This is a genomic window from Nocardia sp. CA-135398, assembly GCF_050955845.1.
In the GTDB taxonomy this organism is placed as follows: domain Bacteria; phylum Actinomycetota; class Actinomycetes; order Mycobacteriales; family Mycobacteriaceae; genus Nocardia.
Map to the genome: position 1 here is coordinate 5,224,148 of NZ_CP192084.1, position 17,973 is coordinate 5,242,120.

At 66.3% G+C, this 17,973-nt stretch carries 18 protein-coding genes; 12 read left to right on the forward strand and 6 right to left on the reverse strand.

Translation table 11 applies throughout. The annotated features are described in order from the left end of the window. Positions 1-10: 10 nt before the first annotated feature. From ACQP1T_RS22615 to ACQP1T_RS22635, 5 genes are all read left to right on the forward strand, one after another. Entirely contained in the window at positions 11-400 is a 390-nt protein-coding gene (locus ACQP1T_RS22615) for an STAS domain-containing protein (RefSeq protein WP_433755029.1), read from the forward strand. Then, positions 378-803, forward strand: a complete 426-nt coding sequence (locus ACQP1T_RS22620) for an ATP-binding protein (RefSeq protein ID WP_433755030.1) — start codon at positions 378-380, stop codon at positions 801-803. Before ACQP1T_RS22615 ends, ACQP1T_RS22620 begins: the two co-directional genes overlap by 23 nt. Beyond that, positions 796-1,434 (forward strand): SpoIIE family protein phosphatase, encoded by a 639-nt coding sequence (locus ACQP1T_RS22625; RefSeq protein ID WP_433755031.1) that lies wholly within the window; start codon positions 796-798, stop codon positions 1,432-1,434. The genes ACQP1T_RS22620 and ACQP1T_RS22625 overlap by 8 nt, the downstream gene beginning before the upstream one ends. 84 nt (positions 1,435-1,518) lie before the next feature. Continuing rightward, positions 1,519-3,846: a SpoIIE family protein phosphatase gene (locus tag ACQP1T_RS22630; protein ID WP_433755032.1), complete on the forward strand. Its 2,328-nt coding sequence runs from the start codon at positions 1,519-1,521 to the stop codon at positions 3,844-3,846. Positions 3,847-3,931: 85 nt separating this feature from the next. Further along, positions 3,932-4,264: an STAS domain-containing protein gene (locus ACQP1T_RS22635; RefSeq protein ID WP_433762318.1), complete on the forward strand. Its 333-nt coding sequence runs from the start codon at positions 3,932-3,934 to the stop codon at positions 4,262-4,264. Between the two features lie 238 nt (positions 4,265-4,502). Here the strand turns inward: ACQP1T_RS22635 and ACQP1T_RS22640 are convergent, their stop codons facing one another. Further along, the gene (locus ACQP1T_RS22640; protein WP_433755033.1) at positions 4,503-5,543 is read right to left on the reverse strand and encodes an LLM class F420-dependent oxidoreductase; all 1,041 of its coding nucleotides are present in this window, start codon (positions 5,541-5,543) and stop codon (positions 4,503-4,505) included. Between the two features lie 116 nt (positions 5,544-5,659). Between ACQP1T_RS22640 and ACQP1T_RS22645 the strand changes: the two genes are divergently transcribed. The 3 genes from ACQP1T_RS22645 (at position 5,660) to ACQP1T_RS22655 (ending at position 8,743) form a co-directional block, all read left to right on the forward strand. Then, the gene (locus ACQP1T_RS22645; RefSeq protein ID WP_433755034.1) at positions 5,660-6,292 is read left to right on the forward strand and encodes a cyclodeaminase/cyclohydrolase family protein; all 633 of its coding nucleotides are present in this window, start codon (positions 5,660-5,662) and stop codon (positions 6,290-6,292) included. Between the two features lie 164 nt (positions 6,293-6,456). Then, positions 6,457-7,209, forward strand: a complete 753-nt coding sequence (locus ACQP1T_RS22650; protein WP_433755035.1) for a L,D-transpeptidase — start codon at positions 6,457-6,459, stop codon at positions 7,207-7,209. A gap of 133 nt (positions 7,210-7,342) precedes the next feature. Continuing rightward, the gene (locus tag ACQP1T_RS22655) at positions 7,343-8,743 is read left to right on the forward strand and encodes a hypothetical protein (protein ID WP_433755036.1); all 1,401 of its coding nucleotides are present in this window, start codon (positions 7,343-7,345) and stop codon (positions 8,741-8,743) included. Between the two features lie 3 nt (positions 8,744-8,746). Here ACQP1T_RS22655 and ACQP1T_RS22660 read toward each other — a convergent pair whose 3' ends face one another. Then, the gene (locus ACQP1T_RS22660) at positions 8,747-9,655 is read right to left on the reverse strand and encodes an NADP-dependent oxidoreductase (RefSeq protein ID WP_433755037.1); all 909 of its coding nucleotides are present in this window, start codon (positions 9,653-9,655) and stop codon (positions 8,747-8,749) included. A gap of 67 nt (positions 9,656-9,722) precedes the next feature. Here ACQP1T_RS22660 and ACQP1T_RS22665 point away from each other — a divergent pair, with 67 nt between their 5' ends. After that, a complete protein-coding gene (locus ACQP1T_RS22665; protein ID WP_433755038.1) occupies positions 9,723-10,133 on the forward strand; it encodes a winged helix-turn-helix transcriptional regulator in 411 nt (136 codons plus the stop codon). A 22-nt stretch (positions 10,134-10,155) separates the two neighbouring features. Here ACQP1T_RS22665 and ACQP1T_RS22670 read toward each other — a convergent pair whose 3' ends face one another. Continuing rightward, the gene (locus tag ACQP1T_RS22670) at positions 10,156-11,916 is read right to left on the reverse strand and encodes an ABC transporter ATP-binding protein (RefSeq protein ID WP_433755039.1); all 1,761 of its coding nucleotides are present in this window, start codon (positions 11,914-11,916) and stop codon (positions 10,156-10,158) included. Positions 11,917-11,997: 81 nt separating this feature from the next. Here ACQP1T_RS22670 and ACQP1T_RS22675 point away from each other — a divergent pair, with 81 nt between their 5' ends. Then, entirely contained in the window at positions 11,998-12,471 is a 474-nt protein-coding gene (locus ACQP1T_RS22675; protein ID WP_433755040.1) for a MarR family winged helix-turn-helix transcriptional regulator, read from the forward strand. 103 nt (positions 12,472-12,574) lie between these two features. On the opposite strand, the gene ACQP1T_RS22680 is transcribed toward ACQP1T_RS22675, so the two are convergent. Beyond that, positions 12,575-13,429 (reverse strand): bifunctional 5,10-methylenetetrahydrofolate dehydrogenase/5,10-methenyltetrahydrofolate cyclohydrolase, encoded by an 855-nt coding sequence (locus ACQP1T_RS22680; protein ID WP_433755041.1) that lies wholly within the window; start codon positions 13,427-13,429, stop codon positions 12,575-12,577. A gap of 205 nt (positions 13,430-13,634) precedes the next feature. On the opposite strand from ACQP1T_RS22680, the gene ACQP1T_RS22685 reads away from it, so the two are divergent. After that, a complete protein-coding gene (locus ACQP1T_RS22685; protein WP_433755042.1) occupies positions 13,635-14,507 on the forward strand; it encodes a YdcF family protein in 873 nt (290 codons plus the stop codon). Between the two features lie 118 nt (positions 14,508-14,625). Beyond that, complete coding sequence (locus tag ACQP1T_RS22690) at positions 14,626-15,426, forward strand: putative protein N(5)-glutamine methyltransferase (protein ID WP_433755043.1); 801 nt, start codon at positions 14,626-14,628, stop codon at positions 15,424-15,426. Between the two features lie 74 nt (positions 15,427-15,500). On the opposite strand, the gene ACQP1T_RS22695 is transcribed toward ACQP1T_RS22690, so the two are convergent. Together ACQP1T_RS22695 and ACQP1T_RS22700 are read right to left on the reverse strand one after the other, a co-directional pair. Beyond that, positions 15,501-16,331, reverse strand: a complete 831-nt coding sequence (locus ACQP1T_RS22695) for an SDR family oxidoreductase (protein ID WP_433755044.1) — start codon at positions 16,329-16,331, stop codon at positions 15,501-15,503. Positions 16,332-16,390: 59 nt separating this feature from the next. Then, on the reverse strand, positions 16,391-17,962 hold the full coding sequence (locus ACQP1T_RS22700; protein ID WP_433755045.1) for a succinic semialdehyde dehydrogenase: 1,572 nt from the start codon (positions 17,960-17,962) through the stop codon (positions 16,391-16,393). Positions 17,963-17,973: the final 11 nt, after the last annotated feature.

Below are 17,973 nucleotides of genomic sequence, written 5' to 3' on the forward strand. Positions count from 1 at the left end.
GGGCCCTCCCATGCCGGTTCCGATACTCAAGCAAGGCACGTATCTAATAGCGTCGGTTCAGTCAGCCTTGACCGACGCGGATACCGAGCGTCTGCAAGACGACCTGATGAAACAGGTCAGCAAATATCGAGCACACGGAATCATCGTGGACGTCACCGCGATCGATGTGATGGATTCGTTCGCGGCCAGATCGCTGCGTACCATCGCGCACATGACGCAGCTCCGCGGTGCCGAAACGGTCATCGTGGGATTACAGCCCGAAGTCGCGTTCGCCATGGTGCAGCTCGGCCTCACCTTCGAGGACATGCACACCGCCCTCGACCTGGAAGAGGGCTTGGCGTGGCTGAACCGCAAGACTACGAGCCGCCGCCAGCGAGATGGTCGTGACAGTGGCCGCTGAGAACTTGGTGATCGCGGTCAGGGTGTCGGGTGACATCGTGACCGCGCGTCAAGCCGGACGGGAGCTGGCGGCCAAGCTCGGTTTTTCTCTGACTGATATCACCATGATCTCGACCGCGATCTCCGAGATCGCCCGCAACATAACCAGCTATGCGGGCAGCGGTGAAATACGTTTGCTGGTCGATGACCGGGAGGGTCGCCAGGCACTGGTCGTCCAGGCCGAGGACCAGGGACCCGGCATCCTCGATATCGCCCGCGCACTCGACGACGGGTACTCCACCGGCCGCGGTCTCGGACTCGGCCTGCCCGGCGCGCGCCGGCTGATGGACCGGCTCACCGTCGAATCGGCACCCGGTCGCGGCACGTTGGTGGAGATGTGGAAGTGGGTACCCAACGGTGCATGAGGACGGGATCATCGGCCGGATCGAATGGGCGGTGGCCGGCCGTGCCCTGCCCGGCCAGCGGGTTTCCGGTGATCGCGGTGTGGTCCTCGACGCGGGCGGCGGTGCGGTGCTCTTCGCCGTCCTCGACGGACTCGGCCACGGCGCGCCGGCCGCGGACGCCGCCGATCGCGCAGCCCAGGTGCTCTCGGAGAACCGGGCCGAACCGTTGGACGTGCTGATGGTGCTGTGTCATCGGGCCATGGCCGACACCCGAGGTGCGGCAGTGTCTTTGGCGCTGTTCGGCGCAGCCGATACGGTGCACTGGCTCGGCGTCGGCAATGTCGATTGCCGGATCCTGACCGCGGGTCCGGTCGGGCTCGCCATGCGCGCGACGGTCCTGATGACCGGTGGCATCGTCGGCTATCGGCTACCCCAGAACCTACAGGTGCAGACCGTTCCGGTGCGTCCGGGCGATCTGCTGCTGATGTCGACCGACGGCATCGTCACCGAATCCGCCGACAGCGGCATCGATCCGTCCAAATCCACCGCCGACATCACCGCCGAAATCCTGGCCAGGCATGCCAAAGACACCGACGACGCATTGGTGCTCGCGGCCCGCCACCGGGGCGGCGTACTGGAGGGATCAGCGTGAACGGCGGACTGCAATGAGCGAGCGAACAAGAGGCGCAGCCGCCACCGCGGTCATAGCGGAGCCGAGCGCCAGCGAGGCGGAGACATGAGCGCGGCATTGGCCGCATTTCTCGACGCCTACGCGGATGCGCTACGGCGGCACCTGAACTCACCGTCCCAGGCCGGGCTCGGCGAGGGTTACGAACTCGGGCGACGCGCCCTCGTCGAGGGCATCAGCCTGCTCGATCTCACCGAAAACCATTACCGCGTGGTGCAAGCCACGGAAACGGGCACCGGGGACGCCAAGCACGCCGAGACCGCACTGGAATTTCTGCTGCAGACTCTCGCCGCTCTCGACATCGCCACCCGCGGATATATCGATGGCACCCGCCGCGCCGAACAACAGCGTTCGCGCATCGACGATCTGGCCGGCCGCGACGCCTTCCGCACCGCCCTGGTGGAGTCGTTGCAGGACGGCTTCTTCGTCGCCGACGCGCGCGGCACCATCATCGAGGTCAACTCCGCCTTCGGCGCGTTGACCGGGTACGGCGCATCGGAACTTCCGTTCCCGCTGCCGCATCCGTGGTCCGCGCCGGAAGGTCCGCGCTATCCCGATCTGGGTAGCGAGGCACAGCGATTCGTGATTCCGGTCAAACATCGCGACGGCCGCACGGTCTGGCTCGCGGTGAGCACCAGCGCGATGGTCGAACCGGAGAAGTACGAGCAGATCTTCGTCGGCACCATCCGCGATGTCACCGCCGAACACGATGCGCAGGCCCGCGATCAGGCGGCGTCGCGACTGGCCACCGCGGTCGGCGCGGCGACGAGTGTGGTCGAGGTACTGGCCGTCGGGCTGGACGAACTGCGACGCACGGTCGGCGCGGAAACCGCGGTGGTGATGGTGTGGCCCAACCGCAATACCGGGCCGGAGACGTATGTCTCGGGGGCCGAGGGTGTTCCGGAGGGGTCGGTGCTCGACGCCCGTGCGCGGGCGCTGCTCGATCGGGCTCGACGTCGTCCGGCGCGCAGTCTGTTCGCGATTCCGGAGGGCACCGAGAGTTCCGAGGGCATCGTCGCCCCGCTCGGCGAGACCGGTGACGCGGCCTTGTGGCTGCGCTTCGCCGCGCCGCGCGCCATCAGCGCCGCCGACTGGACATTGTTCTCGCTGCTCATCGGACATCTGAGTCTCGCGGTGCAGCGGGCGCGCAACTTCGATCAGGCGCGCTCGACCTCGCTGACGCTGCAGCGCGCCATGCTCGGTCCGATCGAACTGCCGCCGCGGTTCTCGGTGCATTACGAGCCCGCGCTGCCGCCGCTGGAGATCGGCGGCGACTGGTACGACGTGGTGCCACTGCGCGACGGCACCATCGGCGTGGTGGTCGGCGATTGTGTCGGGCGTGGTCTGTCCGCGGCCGTCGTGATGGGCCAGTTGCGTACGGCCGCACGGGCACTGCTGCTGCGCGGCGCGGGCCCGGCGCAGCTGCTCGCGGAACTCGATACCGTCGCGGGCCGGATTCCCGGCGCGATGTGCACGACGGTCTGCGCGGCCGTCCTCGATCCGGTGCGCGGACTGGTTCGCTACAGCAGTGCCGGACATATGCCGCCGATTCTGGCCGATGTCGGTCAGCCGGGCCGACTGCTCGAGGGCGGCCGTGCGGTACCGCTGGCCACCTTCGATACGCCACGACGTCCCGAGGCCACTACGGCGCTCACGCCCGGTTCGACGCTGGTGCTGTTCACCGACGGCCTGGTCGAACAGCGCGGCATCGATATCGATGACAGTTTCGCGAAGATCTCGGGGGTGCTCGCCGATACCGCGGGCAGGTTGCCGCGTGAGGTCGCCGATGCCGTGCTCTCCCGACTACGTCCGGCAGCGGGCTATGACGATGACGTCGCCATGGTCGTCTACCGGCAACCCCCGGCACCGCTGCGGCTGGAGATTCCGGCCAATCCGGATCAGCTCTCGGCCATGCGCAAGCGCCTCAAGGCCTGGCTCGCCGCCGCCGCGGTACCGCATGATCTCGCCTCCGACCTCATCGCCGCGGCCAACGAGGCATGTAGCAACAGCATCGAACACGCCTACCGCAACGGCGGCGGGCCGGTGACCCGCGCGATCAGCTCCACGGCCGAACTGCTCGGCCGCGCCACCAGCTCCGCGGCGGCCGCCACCGATCCTGGACTCGTCGAATTGACCGCCGAATGTGATACCCAAAAGGTCGTCATTCTGGTCGCCGACACCGGAACGTGGAAACCACGCTCCGCCGATCCGGGGCCGCGCGGACGCGGCATCGACATGATGCGGGCATTGACGGAAGAATTGGAGATAGACCACAGCGGGCTGGGCACCCGCGTCCGCATGTCGGTAACGTTGCCCGCGATCAAATCCCCCGTAGCGAACCCACTGCGTGGCACGAACCGCCAGATTTCTGGCTGAGGAATGCAGCACGAAAGGCGGGTTCATGGCAGATTGTGATGATGTGACAAACAACTCCGGAGACGCGTATCCCCTGGCGGACACGATGACCACCACTGTCGAGGCACACGATGGCGCGACCGTGCTCACGGTTTCCGGCGAGGTCGATCTGGCGACCGCGCCAGCGCTGGAGAACACCATCGAGGCCATCCTCACCGGCAAACCGGCGGTCCTGATCATCGACCTGACCGGTGTCAGCTTCCTCGCATCGGCGGGTATGGCGACCCTGGTCGCGGCGCATCAGCGCGCGGGCGACACGACGACCATCGTGGTGGTCGCGGACGGTCCGGCCACCAGTCGGCAGCTCAAGATGACGAGTCTGGATCAGGTGTTCGCACTGCACACCACGCTGGCCGAGGCGCTGGCGGCGCTCCAGTAGGGACTCCCGCAATCTGACCGCAGCTCCTGACTCACTAGTAACCACTACGGAGCGAGTCTTACGAGCGAAGTTCGCGCCCCGTCTCGCGGCCGAGTGGTCGAAGCGCATGCGCCGAAGGCGCGAGTCTCGACCGCTCGGCCGCGAGGCCCACCCGTCGCCCGACCACCACCCCTCATCGAATCGCTACGCGATGCCGACATTCCGGGCCGCGAACACGCAGCGCCGCAGGCGCTGCAAATTAGACACAGAGTTCGCGCAGTTGCTCGATCAGGTTGACCCGTTCGGCCGGGGTCGCCGCCATCGGCACCACATTCAGCACCGTGACACCCGCCTCGCGGAATGCGGCGACCCGTTCCTTCACGAATCCGGCCGGGCCGACCAGCGAGATGTCCCGAACCAGATCGTCCGGGACTACCTTGGCGGCCTCGTCCTTCTTGCCCGCCAGATACAGCTCCTGGATCCGGTCCGCCTCGGCGCCGTAGCCGTACTTGGTGGCCAGCGTGTGATAGAAGTTCTTGCCCTTGGCGCCCATGCCGCCGATGTAGAGCGCCAGATGCGGTTTCACGAATTCCAGAAGCGGCGTGACATTCTCACCGATGGCCAGTGCGGGCCCGGCGTAGACGTCCAGCTCGCCGAGGATCGGATCACGCTTGGCCAGACCGGCATCCAGTGATTCGCCCCAGATCTCCTTGGCCTTCTCCGGCACGAAGAAAATCGGCTGCCAGCCCTCGGCGATCTCCGCGGCCAGCTGCACATTCTTCGGGCCGAGCGCGGCAAGCAGCACCGGAATGCGTTCGCGCACCGGATGATTGATCAGCTTGAGCGGTTTGCCCAGGCCGGTGCCCCGATCGGCGGGCAACGGGATCTGGTAGTACTTGCCCTGGTACTCCAGCCGCTCGCGACGCCACACCTTGCGGCAGATCTCCACCAGTTCCCGGGTGCGTCCAATGGGTGCGTCGTAGGGGACGCCGTGGAAGCCCTCGATCACCTGCGGGCCCGATGCTCCGAGGCCGAGGATATAGCGACCGTCGGAGACGAAGTCCAGACCGGCGGCGGTCATGGCGGTCAGGCTGGGCGTGCGGGTGTAGATCTGCAGGATGCCCGAGGCCAGCTGCAGCCGCGTGGTCTTGGCCGCCAGATATCCGAGCGCGCTCACCGCGTCGAACGAGTAGGCCTCCGGCACGAACACGATGTCGAGTCCGGCCTTTTCGAGGTCGGCCACCTCGGCGGCCGCTTCTTTGAAGCCGCCCGAGTAGTTGATGCTCAATCCGATCCGCATAGCACTCAACATAACCGCAGCTACGCACCGGCCGCGCACCGGCCACCCCGGTGCGGGCGGTAGCGTATTCGCCGTAGTTCTCCACTGTCGTCGCAGGAAACGAAAGGCCACCCGCCGTGTCGCAGCCCGCCTTCGCTGAGGGCAACCTCGCGCAGTACCTGACCGACCTGGCCGCGAAGGTGCCGGCACCGGGCGGCGGCGCCGTCGCCGCGCTGCACGCCGCACAGGGCGCCGCGCTGGTCGCGATGGTCGCGCGGTACACCACCCGGGCCAAGGATGCCGAGCACCGGCCGGTCATCGACCGGATCATCGAGGCGGCGGATGCCTCCCGCGAGCGCGCACTGGCATTGGCCGATGCCGACGCCGCGGCATTCACCGCCGTCGGCAACGCCTACAAGTTGCCGAAGGATTCTGCGGAGCGGGCCGCCGCGCGCGGCGATGCCATTACCGCCGCGCTGCTCGAGGCGGCCCGGGTGCCCGCCGCGGTCGTCGACGAGGCCGATGAGGTGCTCTCGCTCGCCGCCGAACTGCTGCCGATCGGCAATCCCAATGTGGTCACCGATATCGGCGCCGCCGCCGATGCGGCGCGGGCCGCGGCCACCAGTTCGCAGCTCAATATCGAAATCAATGTCCGCTCACTCAGCGCCGAACAGGGCGATAAGTTCGCGACGGTGCTGATCCGCATCGATGAGATCACCGCACGCGCGGACGCACTGCACGCCGACGTGCTGCACGCGGTGCGCAGCTGAATCGACCGAACGGTCGGATCGTTTGTTCGGTTTTATGCCGGGTATGTCGCCCCTATATACGAAAAATGTGGACTTGGACGGCCGTTACAGAACCGGTACGTCTAGTTGATCATGAAGTCCTAGAATGGATTTCTGCGTCCCACACCAGCGTGAAGGGGTGGACCATGCGGAGCGCACTCAGATACCTATTTCTCGCGATCACCGTCGTCGCATTGGCGGCGTTCGGATCCGGAGCGGCGATCGCCACAACGATTCTCAAACCCAGTGTCGACACGGTCGCGACGATTACTCCGTCGACGGGCCAGGAAGTCGGCATCGCGGCGCCGGTGACCATTCGATTCGCCAACCCGATCGCCAACCGCGACCGAGCCGAACGACTGGTCGATATCCGAGCCACCGAGCCGCTGCCCGGCACCTTCTCCTGGTCGAGTGATCGTGAATTGACTTGGACGCCAACGAGTTTCCTGCCCGCCCGAGCGCCGATCTCGGTGCAGGTCGGTAACGCGCGCACGGAGTTCCGCACCAATGCGGGCGTGGTGGCCGACGCCGACATGTCGGCGCATACCTTCACCGTGAGCATCGGCGGTGCGGTCGCGCGGTCGGTGCCCGCGTCCATGGGCAAGCCCGGCTACGAGACACCCACCGGTACCTTCCCGATACTGGAGAAGTTCCGTTCGGTCGTCTTCGACTCGCGCACCATCGGAATCCCGCTGAGCTCGCCCGAGGGCTACGTCATCAATGGCGAGTACGCCGAACGCCTCACGTGGGGCGGCGTTTTCGTGCACTCCGCACCGTGGTCGGTGGATTCGCAGGGCCATGCCAATGTCAGCCACGGCTGCATCAACCTGGCCCCCGATGACGCTGCCTGGTACTACGAGACCGTCGGCGTCGGCGATCCGGTCACCGTGCACTGGTGAACCGTAGACAATCGGTTTTCCTTCGCGACACCTCGCCTCATTTTCGTCACGCGCAGCAAACCTGGCAGTATCCTGCCGGGGTTGATACAACTGCGGGACACACGTGATCGTATGACCTGATGAAGGTGGGGCGATGGATCGACCGGATATGACCTCGCGGGCGAATTCGGGCCCGCAGCCGGGCGCTGCGCCACAACAACCGCTCGGTGCGCCGAGGGCATACCAGACGCCGACACCGCCGAACCCGTTCCACCGGATCGGCTTCACCGAAGACAATGCGCCGACCGGGCCGATTCCGCGGATCCCGATCGAGGGCGAACCCATCGACACCGGTCCACTACGACGTGTTCCGATCGATCGCGCCGCCCCGCAATCCGGCCCGCTGCCCCGAGTTCCGGTCGACCGGGCGCCGACGAATACGGACCCGTTCCGGCGCATTCGCGGCCAACAAGTTCCCGGCGGGCAGGCTCCGAATCCGCAGGGCCCCAGGCAAACCGGACCGATACCGCGGATTCCGAGCCAGCAAGTTCCCGCGCGCCCGGCACCGGTTCCGCACGTCTCGATGCACCAGGCGCCGACCGTGCAGGACGGCCAGCAGTCGCTGATGTTGCCGGAACCGGTTCGTCAGGCGCCGATCGCCCGGAACCCGAGCCCGCCCGTGCCCGCCGCACCGCATCCGCCCGCCCCGCGGGATCCGAATTGGCATACGCCTGTTCCGCACGAGCCACCCCTGCGGCCGCCGCTCCCGCGAGATCCGATGCGCCAGAATCCGATTCACCCCGCGGCCTTCCATGCCGAAGCCGCCCGGCACGATCCGAACCATTACGCACCAGGGACATACGAGCAGAACCGGATCGACAGCGAATTCCCGGGGCCGGAACTCGACTATCGAGATGAATGGTCCGAGTGGGTCGAGGAACCTGCCGAGGAGCCGAAACCGCCTGCGCCGGACTACTTCCGGCATGAGGAGGCCTTGGCGGCCATGATCGATCGGTCCGGACGGAATCGGTCGAAGCGCCGCTGGATGCCCGTCCTGGTCGGATCGGTCGCGGCGGCCGGACTGCTGGTGGTGGCGTTCGTGCAGATTCTGCCGGACCCGCAACCGGCGACGGTGGCCTCGTCCACGCCCAGCCAGGTCGCGGTATCCGGGTCCACGGTCGCGGCGGAGTGCCCGGCCGAGCGGGTCGGGGACACCATTACCGGTAACGGTGCGGGCGGGCTGGATTCCGGACCGGGCGTCATCTTCGCGTTCCAGTACGCGTATTACGTCACCCGATCCGGTGTGGCGACCCGAGAGTTCGTGGCGCCCAACGCATCCGTCTCCCCCGCCGGGACGATTCAACAGGGCATCGATGGCATTCCGGCCGGTACCACCCACTGCATCAGCATTACGCCTGGGACGTCCGTCGGCCAGTACCTGGTGCAGGTGACCGAGCATCGGCCCGATTCGACATCGATCACCTACAAACCCCAGATCGTCACGACGGCGCGCGTGGGCAACCAGACGCTCATCACCGGAATCGGCGCGGCCTGACCGTCACACCGGCGAATTCCACGGCACCAGTACGATTTTCCCGCGGACGCGCCCGGATTCGCTCAGGTGATGGGCCTTGACCACCTCGGCCATCGGCAGCACCTGATCGATCTGCACACGCAACCGGCCCGCCTCGAACAGCGCGGCCAGCTCACCTAGATCGCGCCCGGACGGATCGACATACAGTCGCTCGTACCGCGGGTCGTTCTCGGCATCATTGCCCTGGGCGTCGATCAGGCGACCATTCGCGGCGAGCACCCGCAGCGAACGTGACCCGTAGTCACCGCCGACGAGATCGAACACGACGTCGACCGCACGCACTGCCTCGGTGAAATCGCTTGTCGTGTAATCGATCACCTCATCCGCGCCGATTTCCCGCAGGAACTCGTGGTTGGCGGCGCGGGCCGTGCCGATCACATACGCGCCGCGGTCCTTCGCGATCTGCACCGCGAAATGTCCGACACCACCTGCCGCCGCATGTACCAGCACGCGTTGTCCGGCAACGACTTCGGTGAGCCCCTGCCATGCGGTCAGTGCCGCCGTCGGCACACCCGCGGCGTGGATGTGATCGAGGATCGCCGGTTTCGGCGCGAGGAAATCCGCCCGCGCCACAACGTATTCCGCGTAGCCGCCGGACCGGCTGAGCAGCATGCCGTAGACCTCGTCGCCGACCCGGAATCGCTCGACACCGGCGCCGACCTGGTCGACGATCCCGGATACATCGAATCCGAGGGTGAACGGCGGATCCCCGAGTTTGCGCACCAGTCCGGACCGCAGCTTCCAGTCGGCCGCATTCATACCGGTGGCGGCGACCCGCACCAGCACCTCGCCAGGTCCGGCGCTCGGCCGATCGACCTCGACGATTTCCAGAACCTCGGGACCACCGAAACGTTGTTGCGTGATTGCGAGCATGCCACCGATTCTGCGGTCCCCTAGTATCCGAGGGAAAGAAGGCACTTCAATGATCCCGAGGTACCCGATGGATACCGTTGTCGACTGGTCCGGCTCCGACAACCTGGTCAAGAGCTATCTGACGAACTGCCCGGCCCGCGAAGTGCTGACGGTGCTCGCCGACAAATGGGTGCTGCTGGTCCTGGGTGTACTGCGCATGGCGGGCGGGCCGGTGCGCTTCAACGATCTGCGACGTCGACTCGACGGCATCACCCAGAAAATGCTCACCCGCACCCTGCGCAACCTCGAGCGCGACGGACTGGTCCGCCGTGCCGTCTACCCGACCGTCCCGCCCCGTGTGGAGTACTCGCTGACCGATCTGGGTGCCAGCCTCGGCGAGCTCAGTCATGCGATGGGAGTCTGGTCGGTCCGGCACCACAGCGAAATCCTCACCGCCCGCGCGGAATTCGACACGCGCCCCGAACCGGAGCCCATCTGAATGCTCTTGGCCGGGGCGCGGCTCAGGCGGCGTGCAGGAGGTCGCCGCCGGATGCCAGGGCGGCGTAGCGGCCGTCGGAGTCCATGAGCTCGCGGTGGGTGCCGCGTTCGATGATGTGGCCGCGGTCGAGTACGACGATCTGGTCGGCGTCGCGGATGGTGGAGAGCCGGTGCGCGATGGTGATGGTGGTTCGACCTTCGGAGAGCGCGTCGATGGCGGCCTGCACCTCCTGCTCGGTCCGGTTGTCCAGCGCGCTGGTGGCCTCGTCGAGCACCAGGATCGGCGGATTGCGCAGGATCACCCGCGCCACCGCCAGACGCTGCTTCTCACCGCCGGAGAACCGATAGCCGCGCTCGCCGACCAGCGTGTCGTAGCCGTCCGGCAGACTCGCGATATGGTCGTGGATCTGCGCGGCCCGCGCCGCGGCGTACAACTCCTCTTCGGTCGCATCGGGTTTGGCGAAGCGTAGATTGTCCGCGACCGAAGCATGGAACAGGTAAGTCTCCTGCGAGACCACACCGACGGCGGCGGCCAGATCGGCAAATGACAAGTCCCGCACATCGATTCCATCGATCTCGACCCGTCCGGATGTCACATCGTAGAGTCGCGCCACCAGGTAGCCGAGTGTGGTTTTGCCCGAACCGGTTTCGCCGACGATGGCCAGACTGGACCCGGCAGGCACGGTGATGTCGATGTCCTGCAAAACATCCCGCGTACCGGAGCCGTAGGTGAAGCCGACGTGGTCGAAGCGAACCACACCCTTTATGCCCGAATCCGGCACCGGCACAGGCGTTATCGGCTCCTCGATATCCGGCTTCAGATCCAGGTATTCGAAGATCCGGCCGAACAGCGACATGGAACTCTGCACCTCGACACCGGTGTACAGCAGCTGCACCATCGGCCGCAGCAGGCTCGTCTGCAAGGTCGTGAAGGCGACCAGGGTGCCGATCGACACCAGCGGATGTCCGGCCGCCACGGTCGATCCCGCCGCCCAGTAGACGATCGCGGGCATGGCCGCCATGACGATCTGAATCGTCGACTGCCGCCATCGACCGGCCATACCGGATCGGATCTCCAGGTCCACCAGCTCGCGCGACTCCTTCGCGAAATCATCGACCAGCGCGGGTGAGCGGCCCATCGTGCGACCGAGCAGAATGCCGCTCACCGACAGCGATTCCTCCACGATCGCCGACATGCCCGCCAGTTTCTGCTGCCGCTGCGCGGTGATCTTCCTGCGTTCGTCGCCGACGCGCCGACTGATCCAGACGAAGAACGGCAGCATGATCAGTGAGACCACGGTCAGCCGCCAGTCCAGGGCGATCATGGCGATCACCGAGGCGGTCACAGTGGTGAAATTCGAGACCAGCGAGGTCGCGGTCGAAGTGACCGTCGATTGCATGCCGCCGATATCGTTGGCGATCCGCGACTGCACCTCACCGGTACGGGTAGTCGTGAAGAACGACAAGGGCATTCGCTGCAATTGCGCATACACCGCGGCGCGCAGATCGTGCATGACCTCTTGGCCGACCGCGGTCGAGATGTAGGTCTGGAGCACACCGAAGATGCTCGTGAGTGCGGCGACCGCGACCATGCCCGCCGCGAGGGCGGTCAACAGACCGGTGCGGCCGTGTGGCAGCGCGTCATCGAGGATGCCACGCAACATGAACGGCGACGCCAGCGCGACCAATGACGACAGACCGACGAGCGCGGCGACCAGTGCCAGGCGTGCGCGATACGGGCGAAACAGCCGGACGATCCGGCGAAGTTGATGTGGGGGCTGCATAGGCGCCTCCTTCCGAGGACTACGTCATGAAACTGAGCATGACTCATAATTGTTCCCGAAACAATGAGTTATGCTCAACAAATGGATGGCGCGCTCGATCCCGATCTTCCCGAGCTGTTCCTGCGCACCGCGAAACGCATCCGCCGCGACCAGGTCGCTCGGCTCGCTCCGCTCGGTATTACCCCAGGTCAGGCCCGCGCACTTCGCATTATCGGCCACCACGACGGGCCCCTGCGGATGGCCGCGCTCGCCGAGCATCTCGGTATCGTGCCGCGCTCGGCAACCACCGTGGTCGATGCGCTCGAGACTGCGGATTTGGTCTCGCGCGCGCCCGACCCGGCCAACCGCCGCTCGACCCTGGTGACGCTGACCGACTCCGGCAGGGCCGCGCTCTCGCAGATGGCGGCGGCCCGGCGCGCGGCCGCCGAGCAGGTCTTCGCCAGCCTGAGCGCCGCACAGCGCACAACGCTCCGCGATCTACTCGCCGCACTCGAGACAGAGGCATCGATCGGCGCGTCCACCGGGACGAACACCTCGTCGACTTCCCAGAGCTGAGGGGACATGCTGGACTCGCCCGCCGAAATCATCGATACGACAACGGATTCAGGCTTCGCACCGACCTGTGTTTCGCATTTCGGACCCGGCAGCGTCCGAAATATCAGGCGGGGTGGGGGTTTTCGGCGGCGGTTACTACGTGGCGCATGAGGAGGGCGGTGGTTACCGGGCCTATGCCGCCGGGGACGGGGCTGAGGGCGGCGGCTTTGCCTCGGACGGTTTCCGCGGCTACGTCGCCGACGATTTTGCCGTCGGGGGCTTCGTTGGTGCCTACGTCGATGACGGTGGCGCCCTCGCCGACATGTTTGCCGGTGACCAGGTCGATGCGGCCCGCCGCGGCGACGACGATATCGGCGGCGGAGGTGACGGCGGGGAGGTCGGTGGTCCGGGAATGGCAGATGGTGACGGTGGCGTTTTCGGCGAGCAGGAGTTGGGCAAGAGGCTTGCCGACGATATTGGACCGGCCGACGACAGCGACATGCCGACCGGCGAGCGGGATTTCGTGATGCTTCAGTAGTTCGACGACGGCCTCGGCGGTGGCGGGGACGAAACCGTCGAGGCCGGAGGCGAGCAGGCCGAGTGAGAGCGGGCTGACGCCGTCGACGTCCTTGCTGGCGACGATGGCGGAGCTGACATCGTCGAGGGTGATACCGGCGGGCAGCGGGGTCTGCAGCATGATCGCGTCGATGGTGGTGTCCGCGCTGCGGGCGGTGAGTTCGTCGCGGATCCGCTCGATGCTCGCGTCGGCGCCGAGTTCGATGGTGTCGCAGGCGATTCCGAGACGTTCGGCGGCCTTGCGCAGCGAGTTCACGTACCACGCGCTGGCCGGATCGTCATTGGCCACGATCAGGGCCAGGCGCGGCGCGGTTCCGCTCGCGGTGAGCGCGGCCGCGCGCTGCTTGGTGTCGGCGTTGATGGCGGCGGCGAGTTCCTTGCCGGACAGCGAAACGGTATCCACGTTGTCACACCTTATCGGCTGCACCGCGCGGCCGGTTCCGCTGGTCGCCCCGCGCGGCGCCCGGTTTGCCCTGATGCCGGAAACGACGCCCAGCAATTACCAGAATATGGCTGTTACCAGTCGTATCGTGATTGTGCTTGCCCACGGCTAACTGCCAGCTGACCTACCGAAACCCCGTTTCACGCGTGGAAAGGTGTCGACTGTAGTGAAGATCTCGAGGCATTGGAAGCTATGGGTCGCGACCGCGTTCGCGGCCGCGACCATTACCGGACTATCCGGCGCACCCGCCATCGCGGTGCCGGAAACCGACGCACTCTACAACTCCGCCCAGCGCGCCTTCACCGACGGCGACGATGCCGCCGGACGCGCTGAGCTCCGACAGCTGATCGCCGCCGACCCGGCCGATGCCGAGGCCCTTTCGCTGCAGGCGATCTGGTCGCATTACGCCGATGACCTGCCCGCCATGGCCGAGGCGCTGGCCCGCCTCGCCGCCGTCGACCCGGCAATGGCCCAGGGCACCAATAATGTGCTCGGCGCGATCGGCGCCGCGGTCGGCACCCTGCCGAATCCGCTGCCCGCGCTCGTCGGACCGCAGACCGGCATCGTGGTACTCGGCTACGGCCTGCTCCCGGACGGTTCGCTGCGCCCCGAACTGGTGAACCGGCTGACCGCGGCCTGGTTGCAGGCGGTCGCCTCACCACTGTCACCGATCGTCGTCACCGGCGGTAATCCACAGAACGGAATCACCGAGGCCGAGGCCATGCGGGCCTGGCTGGTCGGCAAGGGACTGCCCGCATCCCGGATCAATGTCGAGAGCCGGGCCGGATCGACGGTGCAGAACGCACTGTTCAGCACCAAGATGCTGCGCGATATCGGCGCGAACAGCGCGGTCGTGGTCACCTCGCCGAACCACATCCGGCGCGCTGTCGCCGATTTCATAGTCGCGGGCACCCAGGTGGTCGGGGCGACAACCTCACTCGAGCAGCTGGTATCGCAATTGCCGCCGCCCACCAGGCAGGCACAGCGCGGCATCTACTTGGACGCCACCCGAACATTCCAGCTCGCCACCGCACGCTGAGCGAGGATGGTCTGAGCGTGCGCTTTCGGACCCGAAATGGGCGGAAAATTCGCCGAATCCGGCACAAAAAGTGCACGCTCAGACCCACCGGACCCCGCCGACACGGCACGATATTCCGATGGCATCAACCGGAGATGTGGTCGCGCAACTGCGCGCAGCGGGCTGTGTATTCGCCGAGGACGAGGCGCGGTTGCTCATCGCCGCCGCGACGGAGACGGGTGCCGATCTCTCGGAGTTGGTCGCGCAACGGGTATCTGGAACACCGCTGGAATACCTGCTGGGCTGGACAGAATTCCATGGCATCCGGGTCGCGGTCGTCCCTGGCGTGTTCGTGCCGCGCCAGCGCACTGCCTTCCTCGTCGACGAGGCCGCCGAACTCGCCCGCGCTATGCCCGCGCGTCCTGTCGTCGTCGATATATGTTGCGGCTCAGGCGCATTGGGTCTGGCGCTGGCAAAAACCCTTGCCGCCGAAGGCCGCCCGATCGAACTCGCCGCCGCCGATATCGAAGCCACGGCGGTCGAATGCGCCCGTCGCAACCTCACTCCGATCGGCGCGCCCGTCTACCAAGGCGACCTCTTCGAGCCGCTTCCCCGTGAATTGTGCGGCCGGATCAATATCCTGCTCGCCAACACCCCGTACGTGCCCTCGCAGATGATCGCCAGAATGCCGCCCGAGGCACGCGATTACGAACCGCGCACCGCCCTCGACGGCGGACCGGACGGCCTCGACATCTTCCGCCGCGTCGTCGCGGCCGCCCGCAGCTGGCTCGCGCCGGGCGGCCATCTGCTGGTCGAATCCACCGAAGCCCAGGCCCGACCATCGATCGGCGTCCTCACCGCGCACGGCTTCATCGGGCGCATCGCCGAATCGGACGAGCTCTATTCCACTGTCGTCATCGGCACCAAGCCGAATACATGACCCTAATCACCAAGCAGCACCGATGAACTGGACACCGCCGGTCGGTCTATCCGGACGACGTCGCCGTGAGGCCGCTACTTCTTGCGCCCGGTGAACTGGTCCATCGAGTGGTACACACCAACCGAATTCAGGAACAGATCGCGCAGCTTGATCGGCAGCAGCCCGGAGATCGCCTTGTTGAGCCGGGAGGTCCACGGCAGGATCACCAACGGAGTGCCCGCCTTCATTTCCCGCCACGAGGTATCGACGACATCGTCCTGTTCCAGAATCGGCGTGAACAGGAAACCCTTTGCGCCATCGAACATTCCGGTGTTGATGTAGGTCGGACAGACCGTGGTGACCCGCACGTGGTCGTGACCCGCCTGTTCCAGCTCGATGCGCACCGAATCCGACCAGCCCAGCGCCGCCCATTTCGAGGCCGCGTACACGCTCATGCGCGGATTGGATACCAGACCCGCCGAGGATGCGATGGTCAGGACGCGCGCGGCACCCGTGCCGCGCACCATGGCGGGCAGGAATTCGAGCGTAATGTACATCGGCGCGAGGGAATTGATCGCCATCGTCTTGTCGATATCGGCGCGATCGGCGGTTTCCCAGAAGTAGGTGTTCCCGCGCACGATGCCCGCATTGTTGATCAGGATGTCGATATCGCCGACGTCGGCCCGCACCGCCGCCGCGGCCTCGCTGATGGCCTCTTGTGCGGATACGTCGACCACATAGTGATGAATGGCGACACCGCGACCGGACAATTCGACCGCGGTCTCCTTCAGCGCGGATTCGTTGATATCCCACAGCACCACCGCAGCCGCGCCCTCACGCACCGCACGCTCGGCGAACCGCTTGCCCAGGCCCATTGCCGCGCCCGTGACCAGGACCTTCTTATCGGATACCGTGTCCAGTTTCATTCATCCTCATCTTGATTTCTTCGTGAAATAGCTGCTGGCGCAATTACTTTTGACCCCGACTACTTTTGACGCAGCGCCTTCATGACGCCGAAGTACAGCGTCATCGTCTTCGCCCACAGTTCCTCGGACATGCCGGGCAGCGGCGCGATCGGGAGTATCCGCTGCACCGCGATCGTCTGGGTGTCGATGTACTTCAACAAGCCCTCTGGACCGTGCCGACGCCCGGTACCGGAAATGCCGAGCCCACCCGATGGTGCGTCCGCGCTACCCCAGGCCGCGATGAAACCTTCGTTGACATTCACCGAACCCGCATTGATGCGCGCGGCTATCCGACGGCCTCGATCGACATCCTTGGTCCAGACACTCGCATTGAGTCCGTACGCGGTGTCATTGGCCTGCTCGACCGCCTCGTCGTCGCTGCCGACCCGATAGATCGACACCACGGGTCCGAAGGTCTCCTCGCGATACACCGTCATCCCGGGCCGCACTCCGGCCAGCACGGTCGGCTCGTAGAAGTACGGTCCGAGATCGGGACGAGCCTTACCACCCGCCAGCACCTTCGCACCCTTCGCGACGGCATCGTCGACATGCGCGGTGACGGTGTCCAACTGGCGCTGGAACGTCAAAGAGCCCATATCAGCGGCGTAATCGAGCGCACCGCCCAATTCGATCGCCCGCACATGCTCGATGAATTCGCCGACGAACTGGTCATAGACCTTGTCGTGCACATAGATTCGCTCCATCGACTCGCACAGCTGTCCCGCCGAGGCGAAGCAGGCCCGAATCGCGATCTTGGCGGCCCTGGACACATCCGCATCGGCGAGCACCAGCAGCGGATTCTTGCCGCCGAGTTCGAGCGAATAGCCGATGAGCCGCTCCCCGGCCTGCTGCGCGATGGTCCGGCCGGTCGCACTGGACCCGGTGTAGTCGACATAGTCGGCGCGCGCGATCACCTCGCCGCCGATCACCGAACCACGGCCGAGCACCGCCTGCCAGAGTCCGCGCGGCAGCCCGGCGCGTTCGGCGGCATCGATGGCCCATAGTGCTGTCAGCGCGGTCTGGTTATCCGGGCGCGCGACCACGGCATTTCCGGCGACCAATGCGGGCAGTGCATCGGAGACGGCCAGGGCCAGCGGATAGTTCCACGGCGAGATCACCGCGACCACGCCCTTCGGCCGATGCCGCACATCGACCTGGGTCAAAACCGGCAGCACACCGCGCGGCTTGCGGGTGGCCAACAGTTTGTTCGCGACCGACGCGTAGTACCTGGCGTTGACTGCGACATCCCCGACCTCGTCGAACGCGTGCGCCCGCGACTTACCGGTCTCGGTCTGCACGATATCGAGGATGGTGTCCTGTTCGGCCAGCACGATGTCGTGGAATTTCCGCAGCACGGCTACCCGCTCGCGGACCGAGCGGCGCGCCCACTCCCGCTGCGCGGTGCGCGCGGTCGCGAAGGCGGTCTCGATATCGCCGGTCGAGGACTGCGGCAGATCCGCGATCTTGCGCCCGGTCGCGGGCGCGAACACCTCGACCGAGGGGGCGCCGCCCGCGATCGCGCGATCTAGCAGGGGATGCACCAGGACCGCGGGCAGGGCCGTCGGTTCGATCAGCTGGCGGGCGGTCGTCATTGTCGGCCCTC